The organism is Bradyrhizobium sp. SRS-191 (assembly GCF_024586915.1).
In the GTDB taxonomy this organism is placed as follows: domain Bacteria; phylum Pseudomonadota; class Alphaproteobacteria; order Rhizobiales; family Xanthobacteraceae; genus Bradyrhizobium.
The window spans coordinates 1-13,185 of record NZ_JANBVS010000011.1 but is presented as its reverse complement, the minus strand read 5'-3'; the positions used below and the strand labels follow the sequence as shown (position 1 = coordinate 13,185).

Annotated in this window: 12 protein-coding genes; 7 read left to right on the top strand and 5 right to left on the bottom strand. The window is 65.8% G+C overall.

The genetic code is table 11. The annotated features are described in order from the left end of the window. Positions 1–68: 68 nt before the first annotated feature. The 4 genes from fabF to fabD all read right to left on the bottom strand — a co-directional run bounded on the left by fabF (position 69) and on the right by fabD (position 3,955). Positions 69–1,334, bottom strand: coding sequence for a beta-ketoacyl-ACP synthase II (gene fabF, locus NLR35_RS19975; RefSeq protein WP_257168240.1), 1,266 nt, complete (start codon positions 1,332–1,334; stop codon positions 69–71). Positions 1,335–1,547: 213 nt separating this feature from the next. Continuing rightward, positions 1,548–1,787: an acyl carrier protein gene (locus NLR35_RS19970; protein ID WP_006610957.1), complete on the bottom strand. Its 240-nt coding sequence runs from the start codon at positions 1,785–1,787 to the stop codon at positions 1,548–1,550. Positions 1,788–2,224: 437 nt separating this feature from the next. After that, complete coding sequence (gene fabG, locus NLR35_RS19965) at positions 2,225–2,962, bottom strand: 3-oxoacyl-[acyl-carrier-protein] reductase (protein ID WP_006610958.1); 738 nt, start codon at positions 2,960–2,962, stop codon at positions 2,225–2,227. Positions 2,963–2,995: 33 nt separating this feature from the next. Then, entirely contained in the window at positions 2,996–3,955 is a 960-nt protein-coding gene (gene fabD, locus NLR35_RS19960) for an ACP S-malonyltransferase (RefSeq protein ID WP_257168239.1), read from the bottom strand. 372 nt (positions 3,956–4,327) lie between these two features. On the opposite strand from fabD, the gene rpsF reads away from it, so the two are divergent. The 4 genes from rpsF (at position 4,328) to rplI (ending at position 6,737) form a co-directional block, all read left to right on the top strand. Beyond that, positions 4,328–4,771 (top strand): 30S ribosomal protein S6, encoded by a 444-nt coding sequence (gene rpsF / locus NLR35_RS19955; RefSeq protein ID WP_257168238.1) that lies wholly within the window; start codon positions 4,328–4,330, stop codon positions 4,769–4,771. Positions 4,772–4,776: 5 nt separating this feature from the next. Then, on the top strand, positions 4,777–5,016 hold the full coding sequence (gene rpsR, locus NLR35_RS19950; protein ID WP_006610961.1) for a 30S ribosomal protein S18: 240 nt from the start codon (positions 4,777–4,779) through the stop codon (positions 5,014–5,016). A 132-nt stretch (positions 5,017–5,148) separates the two neighbouring features. Continuing rightward, on the top strand, positions 5,149–6,096 hold the full coding sequence (locus NLR35_RS19945) for a hypothetical protein (RefSeq protein ID WP_257168237.1): 948 nt from the start codon (positions 5,149–5,151) through the stop codon (positions 6,094–6,096). Between the two features lie 50 nt (positions 6,097–6,146). Next, entirely contained in the window at positions 6,147–6,737 is a 591-nt protein-coding gene (rplI, locus tag NLR35_RS19940) for a 50S ribosomal protein L9 (protein WP_257168236.1), read from the top strand. Between the two features lie 53 nt (positions 6,738–6,790). On the opposite strand, the gene NLR35_RS19935 is transcribed toward rplI, so the two are convergent. Then, the gene (locus tag NLR35_RS19935; RefSeq protein ID WP_257168235.1) at positions 6,791–7,579 is read right to left on the bottom strand and encodes a hypothetical protein; all 789 of its coding nucleotides are present in this window, start codon (positions 7,577–7,579) and stop codon (positions 6,791–6,793) included. A 394-nt stretch (positions 7,580–7,973) separates the two neighbouring features. Here NLR35_RS19935 and NLR35_RS19930 point away from each other — a divergent pair, with 394 nt between their 5' ends. From NLR35_RS19930 to alr, 3 genes are all read left to right on the top strand, one after another. Then, entirely contained in the window at positions 7,974–9,224 is a 1,251-nt protein-coding gene (locus NLR35_RS19930; protein WP_257168234.1) for a cyclopropane-fatty-acyl-phospholipid synthase family protein, read from the top strand. An 860-nt stretch (positions 9,225–10,084) separates the two neighbouring features. Next, on the top strand, positions 10,085–11,596 hold the full coding sequence (locus tag NLR35_RS19925) for a replicative DNA helicase (RefSeq protein WP_257168233.1): 1,512 nt from the start codon (positions 10,085–10,087) through the stop codon (positions 11,594–11,596). 45 nt (positions 11,597–11,641) lie between these two features. Beyond that, positions 11,642–12,826 carry an alanine racemase gene (gene alr, locus NLR35_RS19920; protein ID WP_257168232.1) on the top strand — a complete coding sequence of 395 codons (1,185 nt, stop codon included), beginning with the start codon at positions 11,642–11,644 and terminating at the stop codon, positions 12,824–12,826. Positions 12,827–13,185 lie beyond the last annotated feature (359 nt).

The following is a 13,185-nucleotide window of genomic DNA, read 5'->3' as shown; positions in this document are numbered from 1 at the left end:
TGTGGCTGCAGTCGGAAATCCGCGTGACAAACTGGCAACAGGCCCACGCGGCCGTCCGTCCTTCCTCACTAGTTCACCACGCGCCGCAGAACCACCGACGCGTTCGTGCCGCCGAAACCGAACGAGTTCGACAGCGCCACGTTGATCTCGCGCTGACGCGGCTTATGCGGGACGAGGTCGATCGCGGTCTCCACCGACGGGTTCTCCAGATTGATCGTCGGCGGCGCGATGTTATCCCGAATCGCGAGAATGCTGAAGATCGCTTCGACGGCGCCGGCGGCCCCCAGCAGATGACCGATCGACGATTTGGTCGAGGACATCGAGATCTTCGAGGCGGCATTGCCGAGCAGGCGCTCGACAGCGCCGAGTTCGATCTCGTCGCCGACCTGCGTCGAGGTGCCGTGCGCGTTGATGTAGTCGAGGTCGACGGCCGTGATGCCGGCCCGCTTCAACGCCGCGCTCATGCTGCGGAAGCCACCATCGCCATCCGGCGACGGCGAGGTGATGTGATAGGCATCGCCCGACAGACCGTAGCCAACGACTTCGGCATAGATGCGCGCACCGCGCGCCTTGGCATGCTCATACTCCTCGAGCACGACGACACCTGCGCCCTCACCCATCACGAAGCCGTCGCGATCCTTGTCGTAGGGACGCGAGGCCCGCTCCGGCGTGTCGTTGAAGCCGGTCGAGAGCGCGCGCGCCGCGCAGAAGCCGGCCATGCCGATTCGGCAGATCGGGGATTCGGTTCCGCCCGCAACCATCACGTCGGCATCGCCGAGCGCGATCAGCCGGCTGGCGTCGCCGATCGCGTGCGCGCCGGTCGAGCAGGCGGTGACCACGGAATGATTGGGGCCCTTGAGGCCGTGCTCGATCGAGACATAGCCCGACGCGAGATTGATCAGTCGTCCGGGAATGAAGAACGGCGACACCTTCCGCGGACCGCGCTCCTTGAGCAGGATCGCGGTGTCGGCGATGCCCGACAGGCCGCCGATGCCGGAGCCGATCAGCGTCCCGGTGGCGCAACGGTCTTCTTCGGTCGCAGGATGCCAGTTGGCGTCGTCGAGCGCCTGACGTGCCGCCGCCATGGCGAAGATGATGAAGTCATCGACCTTGCGCTGGTCCTTCGGCTCCATCCACTGATCGGCATTGAAGGTACCGTCGGTGCCGTCGCCTCGCGGCACCTGGCAGGCGACCCTGGCGGGCAGATCGGAGACCTCGAACGACTCGATCACGCGCGCACCGCTCTGGCCCTGGAGAATTCGCTGCCAGGTCGTTTCCACCCCGCAGCCAAGCGGCGAAACCATGCCAAGGCCCGTGACGACAACCCGCCTCATATCCGTTTCTCCAGACCAGACCTTGCGCGCAGGCCATGAGTTCGCGGCTTCACCTGCACCTCGGGTCATTGTTTCGAGCAACAATCTCGCGTGACGGAGCTTGCTGGTCGTAAGCCGGCGGCCGGCGGCAACCGCGACAACACCGCCAACAGCAAGAAACCGGTCGACCGCACAAGACGGATCGGCCGGTTTCGCGCAACTCTCGCCGGAGCGTCAGCTCTTGGCGTTCTTCTCGAGGAACTTGGTGGCGTCGCCGACCGTCAGGATCGTCTCCGCGGCGTCGTCCGGAATCTCGCAACCGAACTCTTCCTCGAAGGCCATGACGAGCTCGACCGTGTCGAGGCTGTCGGCACCGAGGTCGTCAATGAAGCTCGCGTTGTCGACCACTTTCTCGGGCTCGACACCAAGGTGTTCGACCACGATCTTCTTAACCCGCTCGCCAATCTCACTCATCGTTCAACCTCGTGCTTGTTCCTTTAAGACCCGACCCCCGGATGATCCGCATCACCCCGGCCGTTAAACTTCCTTCGCGATCGCGCAAAACCAGATTTGCCCCGCAGCGCCCCTTTACCGAAATTTGGCGGACGACTTGCGGTCCGAAAACTTCGGAAACGGGGCCACTCACAAATTCCAATCCACACACTCCTTGAGGCCGGTACGCCTTTGATCCAGAGCGCTCAAACAGGAACCCGGATCAGCAGCACCAGCCGACGGAGGCCCGGCGAACGATGGCAGCTCGCCCCGCCAATATACAGGGTTTGGAAATCCTGCAATGGCGTTCTTCGTGCCCCCATCAGCCGCCCGGTTACCATACACGCGAATCATTGACCACACGGCCCGGCGCGGTGGTTGCGACGTCTTTTCGCCGCATTCCGAGCCTCGGCAGGCGGCTAGATCATCGCCATGCCGCCGTTGACGTGGATGGTCTGCCCGGTGACGTAGGCCGCCTCGTTCGAGGCGAGATACACCGCAGCTGCAGCAATATCCTCGGGCGTCCCCAATCGCGCCGCCGGCACCTTGGCCAGGATGCTCTCGCGCTGCTTGTCGTTGAGCGCGTCGGTCATCGGTGTCTTGATGAAGCCGGGTGCGATGCAGTTGGCGGTGACGCCGCGCTTGGCATACTCGGCGCCGAGCGTCTTGATCATGCCAATGATGCCGGCTTTGGACGCCGTGTAATTGCCCTGCCCTGGATTGCCGGTCACGCCGACGATCGAGGTGATCGCGATGATGCGGCCGAAGCGCTTGCGCATCATCAGCTTGGTCGCGGCACGCGACAAACGGAAGGTGGCGGTGAGGTTGACCTTGATGACCTCGTCCCAATCCTCGTCCCGCAGCTGCACGAACAGGTTGTCACGGGTGATTCCGGCGTTGGCGACGAGAATGTCGACCTGACCCATCGCCTGCTCCGCAGCCGGTACGAGCGCCTCGACCTCGGCTGCATCCGACAGGTTGCAGGGCAGCACATGGACGCGGCTGCCCAGTTCGCCTGCCAAAGTCTCCAGCACCTCGCGCCGGGTACCGGACACGGCAACGGTCGCGCCCTGGGCATGCAAGGCCTTGGCGATCGCGTTGCCGATGCCGCCGGTCGCGCCGGTGACCAGCGCGGTCCTGCCACTCAGATCGAACATCTCAACTCTCCTCACTGCCGCTGACGCGGCCCTTTACGATGCTTTCGCCGCGGCCAGCGCATCCTTGGCGGCCGCAATGTCCGCCGGTCCGCCGACGGCGACGCCGACCGCGCCATCCGCGATCCGCTTGACCAGGCCGCTGAGCACCTTGCCGGCGCCGATCTCGAAGAAGCGCGTCACGCCCTGGCCGGCCATATAGGCGATCGATTCGCGCCAGCGCACCGTGCCGGTGACCTGCTCGACCAGGCGACGGCGAATCTCGTCGGGATCGCTGATCGGGGCGGCGAGCACGTTCGAGATCAACGGCGACGCCGGCGCCTTGATGGTCACTTTCGACAGCGCCTCAGCCATCACGTCGGCCGCCGGCTGCATGAGCTGGCAATGGAACGGCGCAGAGACCGGCAGCAGCATCGCGCGCTTGGCGCCCTTGGCGCGGGCGATCTCGACGGCGCGGTCCACAGCGGCCTTGTTGCCGGACACCACCACCTGGCCACCGCCGTTGTCGTTGGCAGCCTGGCAGACCTCGCCTTGGGCCGCCTCTTCGGCGACAGCCACCGCGGCCTCGTAGTCCATGCCGAGCAGCGCCGCCATCGCGCCGACCCCGACCGGAACGGCCTTCTGCATGGCAAGACCACGCGTCCGCAGCAGCCGGGCCGTATCGGCAATCGTCAGACTGCCGGCGGCCGCCAGCGCCGAATATTCGCCTAGCGAGTGGCCGGCGACGAATGCGGCGTCCCGTCCGACCGAAAAACCGGCCTCGGTCTCGAGGACCCGCAACGTCGCCATCGACACTGCCATCAGAGCAGGCTGGGCATTTTCGGTGAGCTGCAGGGTCTCGGCGGGGCCTTCCCAGATGATGGTCGTCAGCTTCTCGTCAAGCGCAGCGTCGACCTCATCAAAGACCGCGCGGGCGGCCGGAAACGCGTCCGCGAGCGCCTTGCCCATGCCGACGGCCTGGGACCCCTGCCCCGGAAAAGTGAATGCTGCCGTCATGGCCGCTCCCTGAACGTTCCAAAATCCCTGGAATTGAGTAACTTTGGCCGGAAAGACACTGGCCGGGCCTGTGATGTCAAGCGCGTGACGGGCGCATTTCGACCACTTTCCCTTGCCTTGCGGCCCAAAATCGGTATAAGGCGCGCCATCCGTGGATCCCGAGCCGGGAGCTGAACGGACGGTCCCAGCAAATCCGCTTGCTCGTTCTTGGGGATGTATCCTCTCCAGGGCGTCCAGGCGACTTTGATGTGGCAGGGCCAGTCGGCCCGTCGTCCCGTGTTCCCGCCTTCTGAGCTGACGTCTGCGAGTCCTTTCCAAAAAGGTCTCGAAGGGCTTGACGCCGGGATTTGCGCCAACTTGGAAAGGACAGCCATGCCGCTTTACGAGCATGTTTTCCTCGCGCGTCAGGACGCGAGCACCCAGCAGGTGGAAGAACTGACGGCTCAGATGACCGGTATCGTCGAGGGTCTCGGCGGTAAGGTCATGAAGACCGAAAATTGGGGCGTTCGCTCCCTCACCTACCGCATGAACAAGAACCGCAAGGCGCACTTCGTGCTGCTCAACATCGACGCGCCGTCCGCGGCGATCGCCGAGATCGAGCGCCAGGAGCGGATCAGCGAAGACGTGATCCGTTATCTCAGCGTCCGCGTCGAGGAGCTCGAGGAAGGCCCGTCGGCGATGATGCGCAAGGCCGATCGCGACCGTGAGCGCGACGACCGCGGCGGTGGTTTCCGTGGCGAGCGCGAAGGCGGCGGCTTCCGTGGCGATCGCGGCCCGCGCCGGCCCCGTGACGAAGAAACGACGGACGAGGAGTAAGATCAATGGCTGAAGCCCCCGCACGTCGCCCGTTCTTCCGCCGCCGCAAGACCTGCCCGTTCACGGGCCCGAACGCGCCGAAGATCGACTACAAGGACTCCAAGCTCCTGATGCGCTACGTCTCCGAGCGCGGCAAGATCGTGCCGAGCCGCATCACGGCGGTGTCCGCCAAGAAGCAGCGCGAGCTGGCCCGTGCCATCAAGCGCGCCCGCTTCCTCGGCCTGCTGCCCTACGTGATCCGCTAAGCGCGGACCCAAGACCGGCGGCCTCGTGCCGCCGGCTCCTTCTGTTGAATTCTCATAAGGCTTCCGGGTCGTCCGGTCGCCGATGGTTGGGGCCTTTTCGCCTCTAACCGCTCGAAGGGAGCGGGACAGCTGATGATCGGAACGCTTCTCATCGCGCTCGCGGCCGGCGCTGCCTCCGCCGTCATGTTCGCCTCGACGGTGTCGGGCGTGATGCTGTCGCTCGTCCTCGCCCTGTTCGCTGCTGTTCCGCTGATGGTCGCCGGCATCGCCTGGGGCCGCCTCTGTGCGGCGGTCGGCGGCCTCTTCGCAACGGCTTGCGTTCTAGCCGCCTTCAGCTTTTCGCGCGCCGAGATCTTTGCCATCTCCGTCGCCCTTCCCGCATGGTGGCTGGCTCATCTGGTCCTGCTCGGCCGGACCGTGACGGCCCCGTCCGGTCAGGACACCGTCGAATGGTATCCGCCCGGCAATATCCTGCTGTGGGTCGCCGTGATCGCCGCGCTGATCGTCGCGTTCGCCTTCGGCACCGACGTGTCCGTCACGAATCAGTCCTTCCGGAGGTTGCTCGAGCGCGTACTGGCCAGGACCGGCGCGCCCGAGGGCCTCGACGTTCCCCGGCTCGTCGAACTGCTGGTCTTCATGGCGCCGCTGATGGTCGCGATGATCATGACCACCATTCTCACGCTCAACGTCGTGATCGCCGCCAAGATCGCCGCGATCTCCGGCCGGCTGCTGCGTCCCTGGCCGCGTCTGCGCGAGACCAAGCTGCCGCTGATGACGCTGCCGGCGCTGGTTGCCGTGATCGCCTTCTGCTTCCCCGACGGCCTGGTCGGCCTGCTGGCGCGGATCGCGGCTGCGGCGCTGCTGACGGCCTATGCGCTCACCGGCTTTGCGGTGCTGCATACGCTGACCTTGCCGATGCGGACGCGGCCGCTGTGGCTCGGCCTCGCTTATGCGCTGATGCTGACCTTCATCTGGCCGCTCCCCGTACTGGCCATGGTCGCGCTCGGCCTCGCCGACGCCGCCTTCGACCTCCGCCACCGGTTCGGGCCGCGGCAGCCGCCGCCGCTGCCGGTTCCGTAAAAGTTCAACCTCACACCAACCGCTTCCGAACATCCTGAAGGAGAACATCGATGGAAGTCATTCTGCTGGAACGTGTCGCCAAGCTCGGCCAGATGGGCGAGATCGTGAAGGTCAAGGACGGGTTCGCCCGTAACTTCCTGCTCAAGCGCAAGAAGGCGCTGCGGGCCACGGCCGAGAACAAGGCCAAGTATGAGGGCATGAAGGCCGAGCTCGAGGCCAACAACATCAAGGCCAAGGGCGAGGCGTCCAAGGTCGCCGAGAAGATCGACGGCCGCGACATCATCATCATCCGCCAGGCTTCCGAATCCGGCCAGCTGTTCGGCTCGGTCTCGGTGCGCGACATCGTCGTCGCGCTGGCCGCCGACGGCATCACCGTCAGCCGTCCGCAGGTCTGGCTCGATGCGCCGATCAAGACCATCGGCCAGCAGAAGATCACCATCGCGATCCACCCGGAGGTCGAGACCTCGGTGAGCGTGACGGTGGCCCGCAGCGCCGAGGAGGCCGAGCGCATCAAGCGCGGCGAGGACATCTCGACCCGCCAGGAGGATCGCGACGCTGCCGCCGAAGCCATCGCCGCCGCCGGCGAGTTCTTCGATCCGGAGGCCCAGGACGAGGGCGCTGCCGAACCGGCCGCGCAGTAATCGGACCGCATCAAAAACGAAGCCCGGCTCATCGAGCCGGGCTTTTTTTATTCTCACCGCGATGGCGACGACGGCACCGAGGGGTCCGCCGGGACCGACTGGGTGGTTGCCGGCGCCGGCGTCACCGGCGGGACCGGGTCGGCCCGCAGCGCAGGCGCCGCCTCGCTCGACCTGGCCGGCTCGACCCGCGGCGGCTCGCTGCGCGCCGCGTTATCATCGCGGACGGCGGCCGGAGAGGTCGCGCCGGTCGGCTCGCTGCGAGGCTCATCCGCGGCAGCCCCGTCCTGGGCCGGCTTCTTGCGCTTGCCGAGCTTGCCCTTCTTGGCGGGCGCAGCCCCCTCGCCATCGGCGGGTGCAGCGGCCGGATCCGCGCCAGCTTCGGGCTTCGCCTCGGCCGGTGCCGAGCGCTTCGAATGATGGCCGCGGCGGCGCGGCTCGGCCGGGCTCGCCGCCTCGTCCGCCGGCTTCGCCTCGGACGGCTCAGCCGCGGTCGCCCGCGCGCGCCGCTCGGAGCGCGTCTCCTTGCCGTCCTTGCTGCCATCCTTGCCAGAATGGCCCATGTAGCGCGCATCGGCTGCGCCATTGGAGATCAGGTAGTTGGCGAGCACGCCGGCCATATCCGGGCTGGTGGTGTAGTGCTGGCGAAGAAATCCCGGCAGCGATCCCGCCGACACCGTCTTGGCCAGTCCGCGCGGCGATTTGTGACAGACTGCGCAGGTGCCGTTGAAGATCTGAGACGGGGACTTCCCCGCGTCCAGATTCTCCTGCGTCCTGGCCGCCCCTGCCAGGCCCATGCAGACCACGGCAACCACCGCCGCCAAATTGAGCGCTCGGCCCACCATTCTCATTCTCCAGCCTATGGTTTTGCCCCACACGGCGCCGTTCGCAATATCAGTCGCCGTGCTTCCCTCGCCACCGGCGATGTTCGAATTGTCGCCCGCGGTCATCCCAGGCCCCGTCCGGCCTTGCTGCGCCGAACACCGGCTAAAGTCCGGTGGCCGCCGCCTTTTTAGCGGATCGGAGGGGGAATGAAAGCGCACAGATGTCCCACCGCCGAGATGTCCCAGCTTCAATATGCGTCCGAGATAACTGCATTGTGTCCATCGACGGCGCACGATCTATGCCTTCCAACTAACATAGGTAACATTGGAGTGGGAACCAATCGGTTCTCAAATCGTCGAGTGCGACGATCGGGCAAGTCAGCATCTTACGGGGGTCGCTCGTTGGGTGATGGGAATGGACCGTTTGCTGCGTACTCTGTTGGCAAGCTTCATCTGCCGTGGGTCGATCAACTTCACGACCGCCGACGGCGCAACATTCAGCTGCGGAGACGGGACCGGCGTCCCCGTCGCGGCGCGCTTCGTGACCCGACAGGCCGAGCGCCGGCTCCTGGCCAATCCCGAGCTCGCTCTCGGCGAAACCTATATGGACGGCACGTTCGTGATCGAGCGGGGCTCGGTCGTGGATCTGCTCTCGATCGTCATGAGCCAGCCGGCCGTGATGCCCGACTGGGCGAAGCCGCAATGGTGGCTGCGCTATCTCATCCGGCCTCTGCGCCAGCTCAACATCAAGGCCCGCGCGCGCCGGAACGTGGCGCATCACTACGATCTCGACGGCCGGCTCTATTCGCTGTTCCTCGATGCCGACCGGCAATATTCCTGCGCCTATTTCGACGCACCGAATACGACGCTGGATGATGCCCAGCTTGCCAAGAAGCGGCATCTCGCCGCCAAGCTGCTGATCGACCGCGGCCGTCGCGTTCTCGACATCGGCTGCGGCTGGGGCGGGCTCGCGCTGTATCTGGCTGGGATGTACGAGGCCGACGTCACCGGCGTGACCTTGTCGGCCGAGCAGCTGCAGGTCGCCAATGCCCGCGCCGCGGAGCGAAACCTGACGGCTTCCGCGCGCTTCCTGCTGCAGGATTACCGCGACGTGCCCGGCACCTTCGACCGCATCATCTCCGTCGGCATGTTCGAGCATGTCGGCGCCGCCTTCTACGATACGTTCTTCCGCCGCTGCGCCGAGCTGCTCGACGACAACGGCGTGATGGTGCTGCATTCGATCGGACGCTCGGAGGGGCCGGATTCCACCAATCCGTGGATCGCCAAATACATCTTCCCCGGCGGCTACATCCCGGCGCTGTCGGAGGTGCTGCCGGCGATCGAGCGCGCCGGGCTGCTGGTCTGCGACATCGAGATCCTGCGCCTGCATTACGCCGAAACCCTCAAAGCCTGGCGCGAGCGCTTCATGGCCCGCCGCGAGGAAGCCGTGCAGCTCTACGACGAGCGTTTCGCGCGGATGTGGGAGTTCTATCTGGCGGCGGCGGAAATGGGCTTCCGCCAGCAGAACATGATGAACTTCCAGATCCAGCTGACGAAGCGCCAGGGCATCGTCCCGATGACCCGCGACTACATCCACCGCGAGGAGGCGCGGCTGCGCGCGCTGGAACGCGGCGCGCGTCCGGCGCTGCGAATGGCGGGTGAGTAGCAGGCCGCGCTGACGCGCAGGCTTGCAAAGAGCCGACAAGTTGCGACGACGCAAGGTGCCTCGACCACCACCGCCGTCGTCCGTGCGAACGCAGGGACCCATAACCACAGGCGGCTGTTGGTGCACACATCCGGGCCGGCAGCGTGCGTCACCACATCTTGCTGGGGTTATGGATCCCGGGTCGGCGCCGCGACGCCGCTGGCGCGGCCTCGTGGCTAGCCCGTGACGACAGCGGAGTGCGGGGCTGCGATCTCGTGCAAGGAGCAGTCTGAGTTCGGTTCGTCGATGCCTCGCGTCTATCCAAAGATGCGGATGTGTCGTCCAACACCTCCCACACGAATTTCCGCTGATCCGTCTCAAACTTTCGAACAAATCGTTCGATCTGTGAACTGGCTCACAGACCCCGGGAAAGCCCGGCCGTAATGTCCCGGCATGATCAAGAGCCCGGCCCCAGCCATGTTGGAACCTCAGACCGACTTCAGCACCGACTATGCGCTGATTGCCGCCGGTGTGGGCGCTTCGCTTCTGGCCCTTCTGTATCTGCTGCTGGTCTGAGCTCTCGCGCGGACCGGACGGCAGACGCATCACGCCTGCCCGCACCGGCCTCTTCCATCTCACACGATCTTGCCCGCGATCATCATCTTGCGTCCGCACGCCGCATCTCGCCGCGTGATTGCACCTCGGTTCCACTTCTCCATCTGTAACGTCGAGTCCGCCCGTTCCCGTCAAGCGCGGCATCTGGCGAGTCCGGATTCATCCACCAGATTTACCGGACAGTGAATTGCGCTCAGCTTTCGCTTCCGCTTCGTCGGCGACTGGCGCTTTATCCCCTCCCCTTCAAAGCTGCTAAACACCCATCCATGGCATTGACCGATTCGAACGTACTCAAGCTGGCTCCTGCGGACGCCGCGACCCCGGCCTATCGCAGCGCGCCTCACAACATCGAGGCGGAGCAGGGTCTGCTCGGCGCGATCCTGGTGAACAACGACGCGTTCTATCGTGTGTCCGATTTCCTCGAGCCGAAGCATTTCTTCGAGCCGCTGCATCAGACCATCTTCGAGACCACCGGCAGCCTGATCCGGATGGGCAAGGTCGCGACCCCCGTGACCTTGAAGACGTTCCTGCCGGCCGATGTCGACCTCGGCGGCATGACCGTCGGCCAATATCTGGCGCGGCTCGCGGCCGAAGCGACGACGATCATCAACGCCCAGGACTATGGCCGCACCATCTATGACCTGTCGTTGCGCCGCGACCTGATCGGCATCGGCGAGGACATGGTCAACGTCGCCTATGACGCGCCGGTCGACTTCGCCCCACGCAACCAGATCGAAGACGCCGAGCGAAGGCTGTATGAGCTCGCGGAATCCGGCCGCTATGACGGCGGCTTCCAGAAATTCTCGCAGGCGCTGACGACCGCGCTCGACATGGCCGCGAAAGCGTTCCAGCGCGACGGCAAGCTGTCGGGCATCTCGACCGGCCTGCGCGACCTCGACGCCAAGATGGGCGGCCTGCAGCACTCCGACTTGATCATCCTCGCCGGCCGTCCCGGCATGGGCAAGACCTCGCTCGCCACCAACATCGCCTACAACGTCGCCCAGGCCTACGTTCCGGAACTGCAGCCCGACGGCACCTATCGGGCCGCGCAGGGCGGCGTGGTCGGGTTCTTCTCGTGCGAAATGAGCGGCGAGCAGCTCGCCACCCGTATCATCGCCGAACGCTCCGGCATTCCGTCCAGCATGATCCGCCGCGGCGGCATCTCCGAGGCCGATTTCGAGAAGCTGCGCGAATGCTCGATCGAGCTGCAATCGCTGCCGTTCTATGTCGACGAAACCGGCGGCATCTCGATTGCGCAGGTGATGGCGCGGGCCCGCCGCCTGAAACGCCAGAAGGGCCTCGACCTCCTGGTGATCGACTACATCCAGCTGCTGTCCGGTTCCGGCAAGCGCGGAAACGACAACCGCGTGCAGGAAATCACCGAGATCACCACCAGCCTGAAGGCGCTGGCCAAGGAGCTCAGCGTTCCCATCATCGCGCTGTCGCAGCTGTCGCGCCAGGTCGAAAACCGCGAGGACAAGCGGCCGCAGCTGTCGGACCTGCGCGAATCCGGCTCGATCGAGCAGGACGCCGACGTCGTGCTGTTCGTGTATCGCGGCGAATACTACCTCGCCGCCAAGGAGCCGCGCCCCGGCACCGAGGAGCACCAGAAGTGGCAGATGGAAATGGATCTGGCGCTCGGCAAGGCCGAGGTGATCATCGGCAAGCAGCGTCACGGTCCGACCGGCACGGTCGAATTGCACTTCGACGCCTCGGTCACCCGCTTCGGCGACCTCGCGCATGACGGCCTGCCGCCGCAGCAGAATCACGACTATTGACCGTGTGCGGTTGAACCCGAACGCTGCGGCGCGTAAAAGCGCCGCATGAGTGTTCCCGAACAGAAACCCGCCGAGTCCTCCATCTCGGCGGCCGACGATGCGGTCCCGGCCGGCGCCACCGGGGTGCTGACCATCGATCTCGACGCGCTCGCCGCCAACTGGCGCAAGCTGGAAAAGACCGCGGTGCCGGCCGAATGCGCCGGCGTGATCAAGGCCAATGCCTATGGCTGCGGCATTCCGGAGGTGGCGCGGACGCTCGCCACGGCAGGCTGCAAGACCTTCTTCGTCGCCACGCTCGGTGAGGCCAAGGTCGCCCGCAGCGCCCTGCCCGAACAGGCCGCGCTCTACGTCCTCGACGGTTTCTTCCAGAACACCGGCGAGGACTACGCCGCGATCAACTGCCGGCCGGTGATCGGCGATCTCAACGAGCTCGCCGAATGGGACATGTTCTGCCGCCGGACCGGCTGGAAGGGCGGCGCCGCCATCCATGTCGACACCGGCATGAACCGGCTCGGACTGACGCCGCTCGACGCGCAGGGCATGATCCCGCGCATCCAGACCGGCGACCACGGCATCACGCTGGTGATGAGCCATCTCGCCGCCGCCGAGCAGGTCAACAGCCCCGCGAACGCGCGCCAGCTCGCCACCTTCCGCGAGGTCACGAGCGTCTTCACCGGTGTGCCGGCGGCGCTCGCCGCGTCCTCCGGCATCTTCCTCGGCGCCTCCTTCCAGTTCGACATGGTGCGCCCCGGAGCTGCCCTCTACGGCGTCAATCCGACGCCGGAGGCCGACAATCCGATGCAGCCGGTCGCCGAGATCAAGGCGCGCATCGTGCAGCTGCGCGACCTCGCGCGCGGCGATGCCGTCGGCTATGGCGGCACCTGGACTGCGCGCCGGCCGACCAAAATCGCGATCCTCTCCGCCGGCTATGCCGACGGCTACTTCCGCGCCGCCTCGTCCAACGACGGCACCCGCGGCGCCGACGTCATCATCGCCGGCCAGCGCTGCCCCGTGGCGGGCCGCGTCTCGATGGACCTGATCGCCGTCGATGTCACCGACCTGCCGCCCAAGGCCGCCCGCCGCGGCCATTTCGCCACTTTGCTTGGCGAAGGCATCAGTGTCGACGAGCTCGCACATCATTTCGGCACCATCGGCTACGAGGTCCTGACCAATCTCGGCCACCGTTATCACCGGATCTACAAAGGCGGCGCCGCGGTCGCGGAGAGCTGATCGAAGGCGACGCTCAGCAGACAACGCGATGCCGTGCCCGCGCCCCAACTTCCGCTGTCGTCGCCCGGCTTGACCGGGCGATCCAGTATTCCAGAGACGGTCGTGAGTCCTCGATGGGCCGCGGCGTACTGGATCCCCGCTTTCGCGGGGGATGACGACCGCGTGTGAGGTGAGGCCAGTCAGTCTCATGAGCGGACACGCCTCGTCATCCTCGCGCGCGGTTTGCGCCGAGCTATCCATTTCGTCTTCACCCTCTTCTCAAGTCGAGGGCGCAGGGAATGCCGGGTGCTGGCCGCAACCCATGGCCCGCCTGCTAGACAAAAAAGCAGGCGGCAGTCACCACAGGTCCAGCCGGTCAA

Excerpts from the sequence above, each read along its gene's own strand:
- rpsF (WP_257168238.1), top strand. The coding sequence starts at position 4,328 with ATGCCGCTTTACGAGCATGTTTTCCTCGCGCGTCAGGACGCGAGCACC.
- NLR35_RS19930 (WP_257168234.1), top strand. The coding sequence starts at position 7,974 with ATGGACCGTTTGCTGCGTACTCTGTTGGCAAGCTTCATCTGCCGTGGG.
- NLR35_RS19970 (WP_006610957.1), bottom strand. The coding sequence starts at position 1,787 with ATGAGTGAGATTGGCGAGCGGGTTAAGAAGATCGTGGTCGAACACCTT.
- NLR35_RS19935 (WP_257168235.1), bottom strand. The coding sequence starts at position 7,579 with ATGGTGGGCCGAGCGCTCAATTTGGCGGCGGTGGTTGCCGTGGTCTGC.
- fabG (WP_006610958.1), bottom strand. The coding sequence starts at position 2,962 with ATGTTCGATCTGAGTGGCAGGACCGCGCTGGTCACCGGCGCGACCGGC.
- NLR35_RS19945 (WP_257168237.1), top strand. The coding sequence starts at position 5,149 with ATGATCGGAACGCTTCTCATCGCGCTCGCGGCCGGCGCTGCCTCCGCC.
- fabF (WP_257168240.1), bottom strand. The coding sequence starts at position 1,334 with ATGAGGCGGGTTGTCGTCACGGGCCTTGGCATGGTTTCGCCGCTTGGC.
- NLR35_RS19925 (WP_257168233.1), top strand. The coding sequence starts at position 10,085 with ATGGCATTGACCGATTCGAACGTACTCAAGCTGGCTCCTGCGGACGCC.
- rpsR (WP_006610961.1), top strand. The coding sequence starts at position 4,777 with ATGGCTGAAGCCCCCGCACGTCGCCCGTTCTTCCGCCGCCGCAAGACC.
- rplI (WP_257168236.1), top strand. The coding sequence starts at position 6,147 with ATGGAAGTCATTCTGCTGGAACGTGTCGCCAAGCTCGGCCAGATGGGC.
- fabD (WP_257168239.1), bottom strand. The coding sequence starts at position 3,955 with ATGACGGCAGCATTCACTTTTCCGGGGCAGGGGTCCCAGGCCGTCGGC.
- alr (WP_257168232.1), top strand. The coding sequence starts at position 11,642 with ATGAGTGTTCCCGAACAGAAACCCGCCGAGTCCTCCATCTCGGCGGCC.